The organism is Streptomyces amritsarensis (assembly GCF_001953875.1).
Taxonomy (GTDB): Bacteria; Actinomycetota; Actinomycetes; order Streptomycetales; family Streptomycetaceae; genus Streptomyces; species Streptomyces amritsarensis.
Map to the genome: position 1 here is coordinate 30,200 of NZ_MQUR01000068.1, position 14,718 is coordinate 44,917.

Here is a 14,718-nt window from a genome sequence, read left to right on the forward strand (position 1 = left end):
CACCTGGGGGCGCCTAGGCTGCAGCAGACGGAAAGGCGTTCCGCGTATCGGGGAGAGGGGCCATGGGAAAGACCACTCAGTTCCGCACGTACACCGTCCGCGACGGGCTACTCGACGAGTGGGTCGACCGTTGGACACGGGAGATCGTGCCTCTGCGACTCGCGATGGGGTTCGAAATCGGTGGAGCGTGGGTCGATCGGGACAGAAACCAGTTCCTGTGGTTCATCTCCTACGAAGGGCCCGGGAGCTTCGCCGACCGCAACGCGGTGTACTGGGCATCCCCCGTTCGTGAGGCGATGAACCTCGACCCTGACGACTACCTCCTGTGTACGGAGGAACGGACGGTCGAGGAGAAGTACTGATCAGCCGGATGCGAGCGGCAGCAGATGCCGGCGGCGCTCCTGATCGGTGAGCGTCCGGAACACCCGGCTGCGCGCGTGTGCTTCGATGCGGTCGTAGTCCGGGACCGCAGGCCAGACCCGGGCTGTGCCGTCGACGGAGCCGGTGAGGATCCGCGTCCCGTCCCGCGACCAAGCCACCGACGTCACCTTGTCCTGGTGTACTCCGACGATGCCCGTTTCCTCGTACGATTCCGCCGACCAGACCCTCAGGGTTCCGTCGTCGGATCCCGTGGCGATCAGCGCACCGTCCGGGGACCAGGCAACCGCGCGCACCCGACCCTCGTGTCCGGCCAGTACGCGGAGCCGCCGGCCTGTGGCAACGTCCCACACCGCGGCCGTCCAGTCCCCCGATCCCGTCACGACACGCTCCTCGTCGGGTGCCCAGGCGACGTCGTCGACATAGTTTTCGTGCCCGCGCAGGACCGTTCGCTGACGTGCCTCGGCGATGTCCCACAGCCTGCACGTACGGTCGTCGGACACGCTGGCCAGCATCCCTCCGCCCGGGGACCACGCGACGCGTCCGACCCAGTCCTGATGACCCGTGAGGACCGTCACCTCGACGCCGGTCGCAGCACGGATCCGTACCAGGGCGTCATGTCCGCCCGTGGCCAGCAGAGCGCCGTCCGGTGACCAGGCACACCCTTCGAGAACGTCCGCACGGTCCTCGAACACCACCTGCCCCGAGAGATCCTGGATCCGGAACAGACCACTGTTCGTGCCGAGTGCGAATCGGTCCGCCCCCGGTGACCAGGCGACGCTCCACGCCCTGTCGTCAAGGCTCACCGGGGCGCCCACCGGGGCGCCGGAGACCGCGTCCCAGAGGCGTACGGTGCCGTCGTCGGAGGCCGTGGCGATGTGGCTCTCGTCTCGCGACCAGTTCGCCTGGTTGACCGGGCCCGTGTGCCCGTCGAGCAGCAATCGCTCGGCTCCGCGCGGCCGGAGGTTCCAGACCTTGGCCGTGCCGTCCGTCGAACTCGTGGCTATGCGGTCACCCGTAGGCGACCAGGCCACGCCCCACACAGTGTCGGAGTGTCCCCGTAGGACGGCCAGGACCTTCGCATCCTCGGCGTCGACGATCCGGACCGTCCGGTCCGAGGACGCCGAGGCGAGCATGCGCCCGTCAGGCGACCATGCGACGTTCCAGACGTAGTCGTCCTGTCCCCGCAGGAGCATCCTCTGCTCGCCGGTGTCCGCGTTCCAGATGCGAGTGGTGTGGTCACCGGAACCGGTGGCGAGGCGGGTGCCGTCCGGGCACCAGGCAATGCCCTCGACGAAGTCGGTGTGGCCCCTGAGAACGGCTGTGGGCCTGCCCGCCGCGACGTCCCACACGATCGCCGTGAGGTCGTGCGAGGCGCTTGCCAGTCGAGTACCGTCCGGGGACCAGGACAGACCCCAGACATCATCCAGATGGCCTCGCAGCTCGTGGTCGACGGCTCCGGTGCCGACGTTCCAGACGCGCACCGCCTTGTCCCGTGAACTTGCGGCCACGTGTGTTCCGAGAGGCGACCAGGCAACCTGACGCCCGACGAACCCCGCAGCGGTCAGTTCGTCCACCAAGGTTCCCGTACGGGAGTCCCACAGCCGTACCACCTGTTCGCGCCCGGCTGTGGCAAGACGGGTCGAATCCGGCGCCCACGACACTGATTCGATCATGGTCGCCTCTGACCTGAGCACGTGAAGGCATCGGCCGGATGCCGCGTCGTAGACCCGGGCGGTGCCGTCCCGCGCCGCGGTGGCGAGCATGCGGCCGTCCGGCGACCACGCGACGTGGCGGACCGTGTCCGTATGCCCGTCGAGCCGCAGACCGAGATGGCTCGAAGCCAGTGCCGTGAACAGGCCACGCCGGGCCGCTGGAGTCGGAGCACACTCGTCGAGCGCCGCCAGCGACAGAAGGATCGCCCGCTCCGGATGGCTCTCCACACTCCCGAGCACGTACTGACCGATGCTGTCGGAGAGCCGCCGCAGGAAGGTGAGGTCCCGGCGCTGTGAGGAGGTGACCAGCGCGCGGGCCGCTTCCGGAGCCTGGCCGGTCTCATCGAGAGACGAGAGCCAGCGCTGCGCGAGACGAAGACGCTCGCCGGTGAGCAGGTAGTCGTCGCTGCGGCCCGAATGGTCCCAGTCCGCCGCCCAACGTTCCAGCTCGGCCCGCTCGCGCAGCTGCTCCACTTGCGCTTCCACTTCCTGCCGCAAGGGAGCCCACTGCCGGAACAACGCCTCGTGCGCCACGTGCGCGTGCGGCTCGGATCCGAAGGGCGCTCCGCCACCCGCGACGTCCGACACCAGCAGCCGGGCGTCCACGAAGGCGTCTACGACGTGGCGCTCCTGATCGCCGAGTTCCGACAGGGGGACGTGCCTGCGGGCCACTTCCTGTCCCTGGACGGTGACGAACCGCAGGAGCACGCGGAGCACAAAGCCGATCTCGTACACAGGGCCCAGTGCGGCCACCGTGAGATCGGCCTGGCGGGACAGCGCACCGGCGACGCCGCCGAGGCGGCGGTACAGGTCCTGAGTGACACTCCTGCCGGGGCCCGAGGCGAAGTACAGCTCCTGGAGGAGATAAGCGAGGAGGGGCAGCGCGTCGTTCGTGCCCGCGTCGTCCACGATCATTTCGACCACACCGGGATCGAAAGCAAGGTCGACGAGTGCGCCGGGACGCTCGATGACCTGACCCAGTTGGCCTCGGCCGAGGGCCCCGATCACCGTGGGGTGTTGCACGATCTCCGCATGGCCTCCCTCCAGGATCCGGCCCAGGAAGTCGACCCTGAGGGTGGCCAGCAAGCGGATGCCAAGGTCCTGGTGCACACAGGACAGGAGCGCATCGAGGAACTGCCGCCGTTCCTCGTCGCCCGCCAGGGTCACAGCCTCCTCGAACTGGTCGATCACCAGCAGGACCCGCCGGAAGCGCCCTCCGCGTATCCGTTCGAGTTCCGACCGCAGCGCCATGGGGTCCTCCTGCAGTCTTCTCAGGAGCGTCCCGGGGTCCTGTCCCGTGCCGATGGACGAGAGGACGGCCGCAAGCGCTCCGAGCGGGTTGGCACCGGGGACGAGGGCCGGCAGCACCGTCCATCGGCGCTCACGCAGACGCGGCATCACTCCGGCTCGCACGAGCGAGGACTTGCCGCTGCCGGAGGCACCGACCAGGACGAGGAAGCGGTCGCTCGGTCGCGTCGAGGTCGCATGTAGCCGCCGGGTGAGTTCGGCCGCCTGCGCCTCTCTGCCGAAGAACACCGCTGCCTCGTCCTCGGCGAACGCATCCAGTCCGGGGTATGGCACGCGGTCGCGGGGCCACGCCACTCGGGGCGGGCCCGGATTCTCCAGGCGGTACACGATGACCTGGCCGATGACCATTGCGACGACAAGGAGCCCGATGGCCGGTACGGAGGCCCGCTGGATGAGCTGCAGCAGCCAGGGAGCGTCATCGACGTTGGTCGCGTAGTTGGTGACGATGCCGAGCAGGCTGGCGACGAGCACCAGCATGCTCTGCAGGACGATCTGCAACCGCTGCCTCATGAAGCGGCCATCACCACGACGACCTCGGCATGTGTCACGCCCGCCCCCCCAACTCCCTTGTGGCAGAACCATCATGGAGCGGTGGGCAATCGATCACAACCGCGCCGCGCGGCCACCCCCAGGTGAAGCCGGATCGGGGCGAGGACTCCGTCCGGGCCTGCGCTACGCCACCCAGTGCGGGCGGTCCACGGACGGGGGGAGGGGGACGCCGTCGTGGAAGGCGGCCGCGAGGCGGCGTACCCCCTCGTCCAGGCGGTCGGCGGGGAGGGTGTACGGAATGCGCAGGCGGTGTTCGAAGGTGCCCGGGTCGACGCCGAAGCGGGCGCCGCGGGCGATGTGCACGCCGGCGGCCGCGGCCCGTTCGGCCAGGGCCGAGCTGACCGGCTCGCCGAGGTCGACCCAGAGCGAGAGGCCGCCCGGCGGTATGTGCCAGGACCATTGCGGGGTGTGCCGCCGGAGCGAGTCCACCAGGGCCGCGCGCCGGCTGCGCAGCTCGGCGAGCCGTGCGGGCAGGGTGCGGTCCATGCCGTCCAGCAGCGGGAGCGCGACGAGCTGGTCGAGGACCGAGCCGGCCATGTCGGCGCAGACCCGCAGGGCCGTCAGCTCGGTGATCATCTTCGCGCCGGCCCGGACCCAGCCGACGCGCAGTCCGCCCCAGTGGGTCTTGCTGAGCGAGCCGATGGTCACCACGTGGTCCGCGCCGCCGCGCGGGGCCAGCGAGGCCAGGGGCGCGGGGGCCGGCACGTCGAGGGCGATGTCGGCGATGGTCTCGTCGACCACCAGCCAGGTGCCGGTGCGCCGGGTCGCCGCGAGCAGCCGCAGCCGCTGCTCCTCGGGCATGAGCGCGCCCGTCGGGTTGTGGAAGTCGGGGATCGCGTACGCCAGCCTCGGCACGGTCTGGCGCAGGGTGGACTCGGCGATCTCCATGTCCCAGCCGGTGCCGGAGACGGCGATGGACGCGGTGCGCAGCCGGGCGTGGCGCAGGGCGTCCAGGGCGTTGGCGTAGGTGGGGTTCTCGGTGACGACCCGGTCCCCGGCGCGGCAGAGCAGGCTGACGACCAGGGTGAAGGCCTGCTGGGCGCCGGAGGTGACGAGGATCTGCTCGGGGCGGGTGGGCAGGCCGCGGCGGGTGAAGCGATCGGCGACGGCCGTGCGCAGCTCGGGCAGGCCGAAGGGGTGGTAGCCGGGGGTCCGCGCGGCGTCGGGCAGTCGGAGCGCGGCCCGGGCGAGGGCATCGGCGAGGGCGTCCTCGGGAGCGCCCATGGCGGCGATGGCCAGGTCGATGCCGGGCTCGCCGTCGGCGCTGCGGGCGCCGGCGCCGACGAGGGCGTGGGCCCCGACGGGGCGGTGGCCGTCGGGGAGCTCGGTCCAGGTGCCGGAGCCGCGCCGGCTGCGCAGGTAGCCGCTCTCGCGCAGCAGGTCGTAGGCGCCGGTGACGGTGGCCCGGCTGGCGCCGACGGCTTCGGCGAGCTCGCGTTCGGCGGGCAGGCGCACGTGCAGGGCGATGCGGCCGTCGAGGATCAGGGTGCGGACGGCTTCGGCGAGCGACCGGTAGCCGGGGCGGGCGCGTACGTCTGCGGGGAGCAGGGCCGCGAGCTGGCGGCTGCCGATGGTCCTGTCCGCTGTCCGGACCACTCGCCCGTTCGCCATGCCAACCTCCCCCGATCGGCGCTGACGGCCAGGCCAATCGAGGGTCCAGACTCGCCGTATTGGCCCCTGATTGGCAAGGAGGCGCCGAGATGCCGACCGACCGTGACGCAAGTGCCCCGCTGTCCGCCGCCGAGAACCGGGGCTCGCGTCCGCCGCGGATCGGGGTCGCGCCGGCCCGGTCCGGCGCGCCTTCGCACGGCGGCCGCGGGATCGCCCGCAGGAGCGAGAATCGGTGGCATGTCATCCCACACGCACTCCGATCCACCCGTGATCGCCGGACTCCTGCTGGCCGCCGGCGGCGGGCGCCGGCTCGGCGGCCGCCCCAAGGCCCTGTTGCCGTACCGCGGCCGCCCGCTGGTGGAGAACGCCGTACGGGTGCTGCGGGAGGCGGGCTGCGGCCCGGTGCACGTGGTCCTCGGCGCCTCGGCGGCCGAGGTCCGCGAGCGCGCCGACCTGTCCGGCTGCGTGGTCGTGGACAACCCGCGGTGGACGGAGGGGATGGGCTCCTCGCTGCGGGTGGGCCTGGCCTCCCTGGCCGGTACGGGTGCCCGCGCGGCCCTGGTCTCGCTGGTCGACCAGCCGGGCATCGGCCCGGCGGCCGTGGCGCGGGTGCGGGAGGCCTACCGCTCCCCCGCCAGCCTGGCGGCGGCGGCGTACGGCGGGGAGCGCGGGCACCCGGTGCTGTTCGGAGCGGACCGCTGGGCGGACATCGCGGCGACGGCGACGGGCGACCAGGGCGCCCGGGGGCATCTGGCGCGCCACGCCGGGGAGCTGCTGCTGGTGGAGTGTTCCGACGTCGCGGAGGCCTTCGACATCGACACGCCGCCCGACCTGGCCCGACTCCTCCGAGCACCGTGTGACGACAGTGGCACTGAGGGCCACCGGTGAGCGGAATCTGTCGACTCAGAGAATCTCGACATCAACAAACCATTGAACTTCCACCATAAGGAAATTACTATCCACTGGTCAGAAGCGCCCTGAACCCACAGACGGCGCCCGCGACCGTATTTCGGAGCTCTCCACACCCGACGGCACTGCGTGCCGTCTCGCGCGAGCATTCCCCGCGGCCGCCAGGCACCGCCGCTGAAGGAGTGACAGTTATGTCCGCACCAGCGCCGTCCCCGCTGGCCATCGTCGACGCCGAGCCCCTGCCGCGGCAGGACGAAGTCCTCACCGAAGCGGCTCTCGCGTTCGTGGCCGAGCTCCACCGGCGGTTCGCCCCGCGCCGCGCCGAGCTCCTCGCCCGCCGCGGCGAGCGCCGCGCCGAGATCGCCCGGACCTCCACCCTCGACTTCCTCCCGGACACCGCACAGGTCCGCGAGGGCGACTGGAAGGTGGCGCCGGCCCCGGCCGCGCTGAACGACCGCCGTGTGGAGATCACCGGTCCCACCGACCGCAAGATGACCATCAACGCCCTGAACTCGGGCGCCAAGGTCTGGCTCGCCGACTTCGAGGACGCCTCGGCCCCCACCTGGGAGAACGTCGTCCTCGGCCAGCTCAACCTGATCGACGCCTACGAGCGCCGCATCGACTTCACCGACGCCCGCACGGGCAAGGCCTATGCCCTGAGGCCCGCCGAGGAGCTGGCGACCGTCGTCATGCGGCCCCGCGGCTGGCACCTTCAGGAGCGCCACCTGCAGTTCGAGGGCGGCCCGGCCTCCGGCTCGCTCGTCGACTTCGGCCTGTACTTCTTCCACAACGCCAAGCGCCTGATCGACCTCGGCAAGGGCCCGTACTTCTACCTGCCGAAGACGGAGTCGCACCTGGAGGCGCGCCTCTGGAACGACATCTTCGTCTTCTCCCAGGACTACGTCGGCATCCCGCAGGGCACCGTCCGCGCGACCGTCCTGATCGAGACGATCACCGCCGCGTACGAGATGGACGAGATCCTCTACGAGCTGCGCGACCACGCCGCCGGGCTGAACGCGGGCCGCTGGGACTACCTCTTCTCCATCGTGAAGAACTTCCGCGACGGCGGCGAGAAGTTCGTCCTGCCGGACCGCAACGCGGTGACGATGACCGCCCCGTTCATGCGGGCCTACACCGAACTGCTCGTCCGCACCTGCCACAAGCGCGGCGCGCACGCCATCGGCGGCATGGCCGCCTTCATCCCGTCCCGCAAGGACGCCGAGGCCAACAAGATCGCCTTCGCGAAGGTCAAGGCCGACAAGGACCGCGAGGCGGGCGACGGCTTCGACGGCTCCTGGGTCGCCCACCCCGACCTGGTGCCGATCGCGATGGCCTCCTTCGACGCCGTCCTGGGTGACAAGCCCAACCAGAAGGACCGGCTGCGCGAGGACGTCTCGGTGGCCCCGGGCGAGCTCATCGCCATCGACTCGCTCGACGCGAAGCCGACGTACGAGGGCCTGCGCAACGCGGTCCAGGTCGGCATCCGCTACATCGAGGCCTGGCTGCGCGGCCTCGGCGCCGTCGGCATCTTCGGCCTGATGGAGGACGCGGCCACCGCCGAGATCTCCCGCTCGCAGATCTGGCAGTGGATCAACGCCGGCGTCGTCTTCGAGAACGGCGAGAGGGCCACCGCCGAGCTGACCCGCAAGCTGGCGGCCGAGGAACTGGCCGCCCTGCGCGCCGAGATCGGCGAGGAGGCCTTCGCGGCCGGGAAGTGGCAGCAGGCCCACGACCTCTTCCTCACGGTCTCCCTGGACGCGGACTACGCGGACTTCCTCACGCTCCCCGCGTACGACCAGCTGGTCGGCTGAGACCCCGGCTCCGACCGAAACGCACCGGCCGCCCGAGCCGGCCGGCTTTGCCCCCGCAGCCCACGGCCGCGGGGGCAGAGCCGTGCCCGCCGCCCTCGCCGCCTTGCCGCCCCCGGTCAGCGCTTGCGCTTCGCGCGCAGCCGGGCGCTCTCGATGAGCGCCCGGGCGTGGTCCGGCGGCCGCTGGTTCGGGATCCAGCCCCGGTCGAGGGCGGCTTCGAGGGGCTCCAGCTGCTCCAGGGCCTCCCCCGCCCCGTCGTGCTCCAGCAGTACGGCTCCCAGCAGAAGGCACGCCTCCAGCGTCTCCGGCGCCTCCGCGCCGAGCAGGTCCGTGCGTCCGGCCACCACTCCGCGCAGCAGCGGGGCCGCCTCCTCGCCGCGGCCGCAGGAGAAGAGGCAGAGCGCGAGGTCGTAACTGGCCCGGTGGTACTCCGGGGAGTAGTCCCCGTGGGTGTCCGCGCGCGCCTCCGCTATCCGCCGCAGCGGCACCAGCGCCTCGGTGAGGCGTCCCAGGTGCCACAGCCGGCTGGCCCACGCCCGCAGCGACATGATCGCCTCGTCGTTGTACGGGCCGAGCACCGCGACCCGCTGCTCGGCGAGTTCCTCGCTCAGCTGCAGCGCCTCGCCCACATCGCCCAGCGCCCACAGGCAGTCCGCCTCCACCCGGCGGGCCCGCAGGGTCGCATCGGCGTTCGGGCCGTTGACCAGCACCCTGCGGCGTACGACCTCCCGGCTGGAGGCGAGGCCCGCCTCGGGCCGGTTCGACAGCCAGTTGCTCTCGGCGTCCCGCAGCATCCGGTCGGTCTCGGCGTCGTGGGTGGCGAGCCGCTGCCTGGCCCAGCGGGTCCCGCGGGCCTCCAGCGGGAACACGTCCAGGACCACGGCGGCCAGCTCGGCGGAGGCCGGCCGGTCCCCCGGCCGCTTCTCCAGCAGTGCGGACACCAGCAGGTCCAGCGTCGCCGGCAGGTCGGGGCGCAGGGCGCAGAGCCGTTCGGGCCGCTGCTCCAGGTGGGCCCTGCGGTAGTCCTCCCGGTCGACGCACGGGCCGAACGGGCGCACTCCGGTGAGCAGTTCATACGCCAGGCAGCCGAAGGAGTACAGGTCCCCCAGGTAGGTGACCGGTCCGCCGTTCCACTGCTCCGGGGGCATGTAGGGGGCGCTGCCGATGGCCTGGCCGGGGGCCGTGAGCTGGGTGAAGGGCTCGGATCCCAGGAGCTTGGCGATGCCGAAGTCGCAGACCTTGACGGAACCGTCCCCGGTGAGCAGGACGTTGGACGGTTTGATGTCCCGGTGCACGATCTCGGCACCGTGCACGTCGGCGATGCCCTGGACGATCCCGCGCAGAACGGGCGCCGCCCAGCGCCAGGTGCGGTCGGCGATGAAACGGGCGGCGAGCTCACGGTCCAGGCCGTGGCCCGCGACGTACTCCATCGCCAGGTAGTCGACGTCGCCGTCCGAGCCGGATCCGAGTAGCCGCACGGTGTAGGGGCTCACGACGCGCTCCAGGGCCTGCGCCTCGTGCCGGAAGCGGGCCCGCGCCTCGGGCGAGTCCAGGGACTGCGCGAGGATCGTCTTCACGGCGAGGCCGCTGCCGTCCCTGAGGTCGGTGGCCTGCCAGACCTCGCCCATGCCGCCGCGCCCGAGCGGCCGGTCCAGCCGGTAGCGGCCGTCGAGCACCTTCCCGTCCAAGGGGCGGCGCGGCACCGTCACACCCGGCCGATCACGGTGTGGACGAGGGGCCGGACGTGCGGGGGGCGGCCGACCACCTGGTAGGCGGGGGCGACGCAGAGGCTGAGCGGCCGGTGTTCGTCCGACCGCGGCCACACCTCGTGAAGGCGCGGGTCGGGGGCCTGGCCCAGACGCAGCTCGAAGTTCCAGCGGTGGACGCCGCCCAGTTCCGCGATGCGTGCGCGCAGTTCGGCGGTGTGCCGGTGCAGCTCCGTCACCGGGCCCAGGGGCACCTGTGGGCCCAGTACCCCGGCCGCCGCCCGGTGCCAGTCCTCCTCGGCGGCCGGATGCTCGCCCAGTACGGTGCGGAACAGGGCCGCGCAGAGCCGTACGTGGGCGTCCGCCCGGTGGTGGGGCTGCTCCGCGGCGGCTTCCGCGGCGGACCGGCAGTGGCCGATGATCCGGTCGCGCAGGGCGCTGTAGGCCTGCGAGGTCTCGTGGTGGGCGCTCTCCAGTTCCGTGGTCCGGTCGGCGCGCAGGCCGTGCACCACCTCGTAGAGCTTGTCGAGCCGGCCCTTCGCCTCCTCCCGTTCGGCGCGCAGGGAGCCTACTTCCGCCCGCAGGGCCCTGACCTCCTGGAACACCCGCCACGGCATGCGCGCGCCGTCGGACGCGGGGGCGGCCGGTGCGGGCGCGGCGGACGGCAGGGGCGGCGTTCCGCCGGGCCACGGGCCCGGTGACGCGGGCAGACCCCGGTCCGGTCCTGAGCTCTCCATCTCGCGTACCTCTTCTCCTGCTTCCTGCTGCCTACTGCTCGGGGATTCCGGCGAACTCGACGACCGTCTCGCGGCGCGCTCCGGTGCGGGGGTTGACCGCGGCCACACCGATCTCGGTCCCGCCGAAGGTGAAGTACAGGTCCACGCGGCGGTCGTCGACCTTCTCCTCGCCGACCGACTCGGAGATGTCGACCAGGACCGTGCCGAGGCGCCGGGCGCCGGGCGTGTTGACCGTGAGGTCCTTCACCTCGGGTACCGCGTACAGCGAGACCTCCACCTCCGGCTGGTCGGTGGTGAGCGGGACGAGGGTGTAGGTCCGTTCGCTGCCGACCTGTACGGGCTCCCCCATGAAGACGAGCGGGTCGAGGACGCCGTCGCGGAAGGCGCCCCGCCCCTTGACCTTGGTGATGGTGAGCGCGCGTACGGCTTCCGACTCCCGGAACACGGCGCCGAACCTGCGCCGCTCGGAGATCTCGACCGCGTACGTGTTGGCCGCGCGCCGGGAGTGCACGACCTCGGGGCGGCAGGCGTAGTGCACGGCGCCGCCGAGCACCGCGCGGGAGGGGTTGGGCGGGATCATCAGCCGGACCCCGGCCGGGAACTCCCGGTCGAGGTGAAGACCGAGCCGGGTCTGCACGTAGTGGGACTGGGCGAATCCGCCGACGAGGATCACGCGCAGGCCGTCGGCGGCGACGGCGGGGTCGGCGAGCAGCTCGCGGATCTGGGTGTCCACCAGCTTCACCAGGGGTTCGGTCGTGCCGTGGAAGAGGCCCCGCATCACGTCGGGTTCGATGACGATGTGGTCGTCGACGCCCTGCTGCTCCGCCGCGAGGCGGTCGGTGCCGCCGTGGGGGTCGATGATCCGGCTGGCCTTCAGCGAGATCGGGATGCTGACCGGGCTTTCGCTGTCCGCGCGGAAGTGGGTCTTCATCCGTTCGAAGTCGTCCATCAGCTCCAGGAGCTGGGCCGGGGCCGCCTCCAGGGCCTTGAACGCGGCCTGCCCCAGGCGCGGGGCCAGCACCTGGACCTGGAAGCGGCGGTTGATGTAGTTCGACCCGAGTTTTCCGCCGGAGGGCCGGCGCAGCTGTTCCAGGGACCCGTCGGCCGTGCACCGGTAGGCGGCGATGTCGACCGTGCCGCCCCCGCAGTCGACGACGAGCGTGGCCGTGGAGCCGAGGCCGCCGATTCCGGCGGCGCTGTCCTGGGCGCAGTAGACGGTCGCGGCCTCCGGTTCCGTCACGAGGATCAGCCGGTCGCGGTCGTCGGCGGGAAATCCGGCCAGGCGGGCGGCATCACGCATGAGGTTGCGCTGCTCGGGCTCCCAGATGGCGGGGACGGTCAGGCACCAGCGGATGTCCGACTCCATGAATCCGCCGCCGACGATGCGGTCGAGGGCCGCGCCGCGCAGGCGGCGCAGATAGGCCGCGATCAGCGGGACGGCCTGTTCCGGTGTGCCGACGAGCCCGGCTCCGGGACCCGGGCCGCCGTCCCGGCCCTCGGGGCTCAGCCACATCTTGAAGCCGTGCTCCAGCCGGCCGGGCTCGCCGGCGGCGCCGGCGCGGCGGGCGGCGTACCCCCAGTCCCGGTCGTTGCCGTCGGGGTCCAGGAAGAGGGCGGAGAGGTTCTTGGGATAGGTGAGGGGCGCGTCGTCCCACTGGTCGGGATAGTCGATCTGGCGCTGGTCGGGGCCTTCCGCGCCGGCCGGGAGCACCGCCCAGGCGAACCCCGAGCCGTGCGTCCCGAAGTCGATGGCCGCCACAACCCTGTACTTCATGCGTGCCGTCCCCCTCGTCCTCCCCGGTGCCTGCGCCTCGCCCGGAAGGGTGGTCATTGTTACACAGGGTGCACGATCTGCGGACTGCCCGTCAGTTGTTCGCCACAGAAGGGGTGTTGGCGCTCCCCGAAAGATCCCGGCCCGAACGACCGATCGGTTGTTACTGGTTCGTAACGTGACTGTACCTAGCGGTAACAAGCGGGGCCGTGTCACCTTTCCGATGCCACCGGCCGGCGGTGACCCCCACTTCCCAGCCACGTCACGGGCAACGCCTTCGTTGCCCTGCTTCGGCGTGGCCGAGCGCAGGAGTTCCGCAGTGATCGGATTCCGCAACGTCAGCAAGGACCGGGACCCCAGTCGGGTGCGACGACTGGCCTGTGCCGCCGTGACCGTGCCGCTCGCCGCCGGCGCGCTGCTGGCCGGTGGTGCCGGGACCGCCGGGGCCGCCCCCGGGACCGGGCCCACGGCCGTGGTGTCCATGGGCGACAGCTACATCTCGGGCGAGGCGGGGCGCTGGAAGGGCAACAGCCTGACCAACACCGGCAGCCGCAACGGCACCGACCGGGGCTGGATCAGCGGCAGCACCTACGACCCGGCCAAGGTGTACGGGGCCACGGCCGGCGGCTGCCACCGCTCCGACTCGGCCGAGGTGCACAGCGCCGGGGCGATCGCCGACGTCGCCGTGAACCTCGCCTGTTCCGGTGCCGTCTCGCAGAACGTCTTCCGCGCCTCCAACGGCGGCGTCTCCTACAGGGGCGAGGCCCCCCAGGCCGACCAGCTGGCCGCGGTGGCCGCGAGCCACGACGTCAAGGTGATCGCCCTGTCCATCGGCGGCAACGACCTGGGCTTCGCCGACATCATCAAGAGCTGCGCGTACGACTTCATCATCTGGAACTCGTACTGCCACGACGACCAGCAGTACGCGGTCGACCAGAAGATCGACGCGGTCATGGGCAAGGTCGGCAAGTCCGTCGACGAGATCCGGGCCGTCATGCGCACGGCCGGGTACGCCGACTCCTCCTACCGGATCGTGCTGCAGTCCTACCCGTCGCCGATCCCGCGCGGAGCGGAGAACCGGTACACCCAGAGCGACTGGAGCCGGCTCAACACGGGCGGCTGCCCCTTCTGGAACCGGGACTCCGACTGGGCGCGCGACTCGCTCGTGCCGCAGATCGCGAACCGCATCAAGGGCGTCGCCGCGGCCAAGGGCGTGCAGTTCCTGGACCTGCGGGACATGCTCCAGGGGCGTGAGGTGTGCGCGAAGGCGAGCAAGCAGGTGAGCTCCACCGTCCCGGCCTCGGCGAAGACGAGCGAGTGGGCGCGCTGGATCGACAACAACGAGTCCCAGGGCCTGATCCAGGAGTCCATGCACCCCAACCACTACGGCCAGCTCGCCGCCGGCCGGTGCCTGGCCCTGGCGGTGGCGCAGCCCGCCGGCTCCGCCTCCGGCTGCAAGAACACGGCGGGGAGCGACCACACCGGGATGTTCCTGACGCCGGCGCCATAGCGGCGAAAACCGGATGATCGGCGGCGGTGCAGGCTGGCATGCTCTCGCGCATGGCAGTCCGCACCGCACGTCCCAGTCTCTACATCTCCGTCGACATCGAGGCCGACGGACCCATTCCAGGACCGTATTCGATGATCAGCTTCGGGGCCGCGGTCGCCGGCCGGCAGGAGGGGGAGGTGTATACGGCCGCAGATCCCGAACGGCGCACCTTCTACCGGGAGCTGCGGCCGATCAGTGACGCGTACGTGCCGGAGGCGCTGGCCGTCAGCGGGCTGGACCGCGACCGGCTGGTCCGCGAGGGCGCCGACCCGCGGGCGGCGATGGCCGAGTTCCGCGCCTGGGTGCGCAAGGTGTCCGTGGACGCCCAGCCGGTGATGTGCGGCTACCCGGCGTCCTTCGACTGGACGTTCCTGTACTGGTACCTGATGCGGTTCGGCGGGGACAGCCCCTTCGGCCACTCCGGGTGCCTCGACATGAAGACCCTCTACGCGACGAAGGCGCGGGTGCCGCTGCGGGCCGCGGTCAAGGGGCGGATGCCCCGCGAACTGCTGTCCCGGCGGCGCCACACCCACCACGCACTCGACGACGCGATCGAGCAGGCCGAGCTGATGAGCAACCTGATGCTCTGGCGGCCCTGACCGACGCACCGTCACCGCACGTACGGGCGCACGGCGGTTCGCCCGTACCGGACGCGGCGGTGCGCCCGCCACACC

General features: G+C 71.8%; 10 protein-coding genes. 5 read left to right on the forward strand and 5 right to left on the reverse strand.

Going from position 1 to position 14,718, the window contains the following annotated elements:
* Positions 1 to 62: 62 nt before the first annotated feature.
* Positions 63 to 362, forward strand: coding sequence for an NIPSNAP family protein (locus tag AVW11_RS24990; protein WP_076046035.1), 300 nt, complete (start codon positions 63 to 65; stop codon positions 360 to 362).
* Here AVW11_RS24990 and AVW11_RS24995 read toward each other — a convergent pair whose 3' ends face one another.
* A complete protein-coding gene (locus AVW11_RS24995; RefSeq protein WP_240528257.1) occupies positions 363 to 3,878 on the reverse strand; it encodes an nSTAND1 domain-containing NTPase in 3,516 nt (1,171 codons plus the stop codon).
* 195 nt (positions 3,879 to 4,073) lie between these two features.
* Complete coding sequence (yczR, locus tag AVW11_RS25000) at positions 4,074 to 5,561, reverse strand: MocR-like transcription factor YczR (RefSeq protein WP_076046039.1); 1,488 nt, start codon at positions 5,559 to 5,561, stop codon at positions 4,074 to 4,076.
* A 237-nt stretch (positions 5,562 to 5,798) separates the two neighbouring features.
* Between yczR and AVW11_RS25005 the strand changes: the two genes are divergently transcribed.
* Together AVW11_RS25005 and aceB are read left to right on the forward strand one after the other, a co-directional pair.
* Entirely contained in the window at positions 5,799 to 6,449 is a 651-nt protein-coding gene (locus tag AVW11_RS25005) for a nucleotidyltransferase family protein (RefSeq protein ID WP_051700594.1), read from the forward strand.
* Positions 6,450 to 6,661: 212 nt separating this feature from the next.
* On the forward strand, positions 6,662 to 8,281 hold the full coding sequence (aceB, locus tag AVW11_RS25010) for a malate synthase A (RefSeq protein WP_076046041.1): 1,620 nt from the start codon (positions 6,662 to 6,664) through the stop codon (positions 8,279 to 8,281).
* Between the two features lie 116 nt (positions 8,282 to 8,397).
* Here aceB and AVW11_RS25015 read toward each other — a convergent pair whose 3' ends face one another.
* From AVW11_RS25015 to AVW11_RS25025, 3 genes are read right to left on the reverse strand one after another with little or no spacing between them, the layout of a single operon-like run.
* Positions 8,398 to 9,990 (reverse strand): serine/threonine-protein kinase, encoded by a 1,593-nt coding sequence (locus AVW11_RS25015; protein WP_206281922.1) that lies wholly within the window; start codon positions 9,988 to 9,990, stop codon positions 8,398 to 8,400.
* Positions 9,987 to 10,724 (reverse strand): hypothetical protein, encoded by a 738-nt coding sequence (locus tag AVW11_RS25020; RefSeq protein ID WP_030852063.1) that lies wholly within the window; start codon positions 10,722 to 10,724, stop codon positions 9,987 to 9,989. Before AVW11_RS25020 ends, AVW11_RS25015 begins: the two co-directional genes overlap by 4 nt.
* Positions 10,725 to 10,755: 31 nt before the next feature.
* Positions 10,756 to 12,498, reverse strand: coding sequence for an Hsp70 family protein (locus AVW11_RS25025; protein WP_158076164.1), 1,743 nt, complete (start codon positions 12,496 to 12,498; stop codon positions 10,756 to 10,758).
* 316 nt (positions 12,499 to 12,814) lie between these two features.
* Here AVW11_RS25025 and AVW11_RS25030 point away from each other — a divergent pair, with 316 nt between their 5' ends.
* Positions 12,815 to 14,005 carry a GDSL-type esterase/lipase family protein gene (locus tag AVW11_RS25030; RefSeq protein WP_234362189.1) on the forward strand — a complete coding sequence of 397 codons (1,191 nt, stop codon included), beginning with the start codon at positions 12,815 to 12,817 and terminating at the stop codon, positions 14,003 to 14,005.
* Between the two features lie 50 nt (positions 14,006 to 14,055).
* Complete coding sequence (locus AVW11_RS25035) at positions 14,056 to 14,643, forward strand: 3'-5' exonuclease (protein WP_030852052.1); 588 nt, start codon at positions 14,056 to 14,058, stop codon at positions 14,641 to 14,643.
* Positions 14,644 to 14,718 lie beyond the last annotated feature (75 nt).